At 40.4% G+C, this 3,308-nt stretch carries 5 protein-coding genes and 1 pseudogene; 1 reads left to right on the forward strand and 5 read right to left on the reverse strand.

Annotated features, from left to right (window positions below):
• The first annotated feature begins 234 nt into the window (after positions 1-234).
• Complete coding sequence (locus Q7P41_RS07955; RefSeq protein WP_303883311.1) at positions 235-507, forward strand: hypothetical protein; 273 nt, start codon at positions 235-237, stop codon at positions 505-507.
• Positions 508-604: 97 nt separating this feature from the next.
• On the opposite strand, the gene Q7P41_RS07960 is transcribed toward Q7P41_RS07955, so the two are convergent.
• From Q7P41_RS07960 to Q7P41_RS07980, 5 genes and pseudogenes are all read right to left on the reverse strand, one after another.
• Positions 605-994 carry a hypothetical protein gene (locus Q7P41_RS07960; RefSeq protein WP_303883313.1) on the reverse strand — a complete coding sequence of 130 codons (390 nt, stop codon included), beginning with the start codon at positions 992-994 and terminating at the stop codon, positions 605-607.
• A 613-nt stretch (positions 995-1,607) separates the two neighbouring features.
• Positions 1,608-1,730, reverse strand: a complete 123-nt coding sequence (locus Q7P41_RS07965) for a hypothetical protein (protein ID WP_303883315.1) — start codon at positions 1,728-1,730, stop codon at positions 1,608-1,610.
• Positions 1,699-2,223 carry a hypothetical protein gene (locus Q7P41_RS07970; protein WP_303883317.1) on the reverse strand — a complete coding sequence of 175 codons (525 nt, stop codon included), beginning with the start codon at positions 2,221-2,223 and terminating at the stop codon, positions 1,699-1,701. Before Q7P41_RS07970 ends, Q7P41_RS07965 begins: the two co-directional genes overlap by 32 nt.
• 17 nt (positions 2,224-2,240) lie before the next feature.
• Positions 2,241-2,510 (reverse strand): hypothetical protein, encoded by a 270-nt coding sequence (locus tag Q7P41_RS07975; RefSeq protein WP_303883319.1) that lies wholly within the window; start codon positions 2,508-2,510, stop codon positions 2,241-2,243.
• 466 nt (positions 2,511-2,976) lie between these two features.
• Positions 2,977-3,081: pseudogene (locus tag Q7P41_RS07980) on the reverse strand (IS3 family transposase); the annotation flags it as partial.
• Between the last annotated feature and the right edge of the window lie 227 nt (positions 3,082-3,308).

Raw genomic sequence — 3,308 nt, forward strand, 5'->3', positions numbered from 1 at the left:
GACCCTTTCGATAGTTTGGGTATGTGACAACTTTATTCTATCAGAGGGCGATGACACCTTTCTAATTACTTTAGAAAGGTGTCATCCTAAATTCTACAGATAATATCATACGTAACTAATAAGTATTCATCTTTAGTGCAAATTTACACTAACAACAGCAGTTAATCGCTATAATAAGGAATAAGACTTTGGTAATTGAATTTAAATATCTCAACAAAACACGGAGGCATGCAGATGGCAGATATGTATTGCGGCAACTGCAAAAGGATGGTGGGAACAAAGAAAAACCTGACGGGTGGGATAGTCTGCATATTAATTGGGCTTGCCCTGTTATTGTTTATCCCTATGATAGGCTTGATTTTGGGTCCCGTATTTGGACTGATTGGCATAGTACTTTTGATTGCAGGCGGAAAAAGATGTTCCGTGTGCGGAGGGAAAAATATAAGTCGCGTGAATCCAGATGCCGCCAGCGATTCTTCAAATTCGAATTCAAATAGTTCACCTTAAATAAAAGGGTGCCTTCGAAGGCACCCTTTTATTTTTGTATTCGCTGGTTATATTATCGCAGAAATCCTGCAAAGAAAATAAAAAGATATATAGCTATCTATTTTGGTTGTATATCAAACTTATCTGACATAACAAAAACCACCCCGTATTTCAGCGTTGTCTCCGATTCATGAATTATGTTGCCTTTCCCATCTAACAGCTGTATTTTCAAGATACCGTCAGGGCTTAATTTTTGAAATCCGGCGCTGACGCTATCGGCAATTACTCTTTTTTCCCATGGAACTTCGATGGCGAGGCCTTCATCTTTGGTTTTGTTTTTATTTGTAACTGTTACAATTCCATCGGCATGCAAGCCCTCTGTCCCAGTAATACGAATCACAAATTCCTGCGTGGCCAATCTACTCACATCGGAAGACAAGCTCACCCATAAGGTTACGCTTACTGCCACAACACACAACGCAACAATAATATAATGGTGTTTTTTCACCTGTATTTCACCCCTCTGCAACTTGTAATGACCTTAATAAAGGTAGGGCATCATAGCTATGAAGTAAACCATTGTTCAACATACACTCGTAAATGGATAATCGCGCTGCTCTATTTCTTAGATTTAACAAAAGAATATAGTAAAGAACAATCATTTTTTATCTTGTATATAATTTGAAATTCAGCACCATCTCAGGCAAATCACCATAATAAAAACTATTCCAATCTATTTACTCATATGTCTCTTTTGTAAATTCAAATTTCATAAAAGTCCGAGGTCAACAGGAATCTATCGCTCTAGCAGTAAAAACAATGATCTAGCTGAGGTACCTCTTTGTAAGGTCTTTTAATCTTGATTGCACAAAAGAGATAAAATAGGGTCACTTTGCGTATATAGCTCGCCTCATCCAAGCCCTGAGGTCTTAAGGTGTACAACCAACCTTAGGGGCTACGGAGCTAATGGCAGCCCACCATCGAAGGATATTACTTCTCCTGTTCAAACTCCATTCGAACCGCCCGTCCTATTAGCTTTTGTAAGTATCTGATACGGTTTTTAGACTTTATCCTCTGGAAGCAATTTACTCTCCGGAAAAAAGCAGGGCGGTTAGGATAGTTCAATAACCTTTTCCCGTTTTCACGGCTACACCAACCCTGTAAAACTTTTTTTCTGACTTGGCGTAAACAGGGTCGTCTCTCAAATTTCCCCTAATGTGAATTTCCGCTTTCGTCATTGCCACTTCTATCGCTCTCCTTTTGTTTTATTTCTTTTCTTAATTGCTCCATATAGGAGTCAACTTCACTTTTTTCCTGTATTTCCCTTTCCTTAGCCCGAAGTTTCGGAGAATCGAAGGATAAGATAAAATCCGAAGCTGAGACAAGGTAGCTAAAGTCCATTTCCTGCTCTCCCTTAGGGGTCCAAATAAGCGCCTTATTTCCTTTGACGCCCGTTATTACCATGGCTATGTCCATTTGAGCGTATAAACCGCGATTTAAGGATCTCTTTTCCTGGAAGTTCATCCCCAAAAAAGGCCCTATAAAGGAATAAACCGCTTCGGTAGCCATCTCTCTATCGGATTCCATATAATCTTCGTCTACATGTACGTATAAAAGCTTTCCCGTTTCGGCTTCTTCTTTTAACTCTTCTGCAGAACAAAGTATTATATCGTATCTGCGCTCGTTGTTTTTAACAAGATCAATTTCTATTTCGTCTTCTGATTTTTTGGCGCGCATTATCATCTCGAAATACCTTAATGCATCTCCGGCGTCTTCAATGTAGGTGCCGCGGAAGAAGACACTCCTTTCCAGAGATCTTTTACCTGATCTTCGCTCACCTGTCTTTCGCACGTCTCGTTGTAAATCTTGACGAGACCCGCAAAAGCCGGAGAAGGAGTTTCTCTCAAGCTCCTGGTGCTTTCCTGAGTAGCAAGATTCATTATCGTTCCGACGGGATCGAAGAAAGCAAAGCTCGGCGAAACAAAGAGCACCAACGCTAAACCTGCCAAAAACCACTTTCTCATCGGTTGTACCCCCTTTTATGATATATATGATTCTAGTGCAAAAAGTGTAACACACCCCTCTTGTCAAGACACTTTTTACCCTCAAAAATGAGTAGAGGTTACGCTACCACTTGAGCAGCCGTATTTTCAAAGGACTTCTCAAATCTTTAAGGGCTTAAATACCCAAGGTACGAATGAACGTAAAGTTTATTGCAGTCGTATTCAATTCATTACCTGGGCATGCTTAAAGCCTCGCAGGATTCCTTTATGTTGCAATCCATATCTTAATCTTTATTTTATCTTTTAGGTCGTTTACGGCTTCTATCTTGTCGTGTACAACTCTTACGTTATCTATATCTGTACCGCCTGCTTGCCGACGATCTTCAGAGGCTTTCCGATATCAAGCCTCCATGGACTTCCCCCGCTTTTAGCGGACACCAACTTAAGTCGCTTTTACTGGATTTTTATATGTTTTCTCAAATTGCTCTCAAGGCTTATAGCCAAGAGTCGAATGCAGTCTGGTACGGTTGTATAAGACCTCAACGTACTCAAGGATCTCGATCCTTGCTTCTTCCCTGGTTTTAAATCCGCTACAGCACACAAATTTTTGTCTTCAAGGTCTTAAAAACTTTTTCATTGGAAAATTTACCAACAGTTACCATGAGCCGCAACTATATCCTTCCTTTTCGAGCAGTTGTCTGCTATTAAGCTGCTTTACCAGCTACCCCTGTCGGTATGGATGATCAATCCCGGCATTGGACGTCGGACGTGTAGCCATATTCATGGTTTCAATGAAAAGTTTTTGGGTCATCCGCTGTT

The sequence above is a fragment of the Acetomicrobium mobile genome (genome assembly GCF_937920065.1).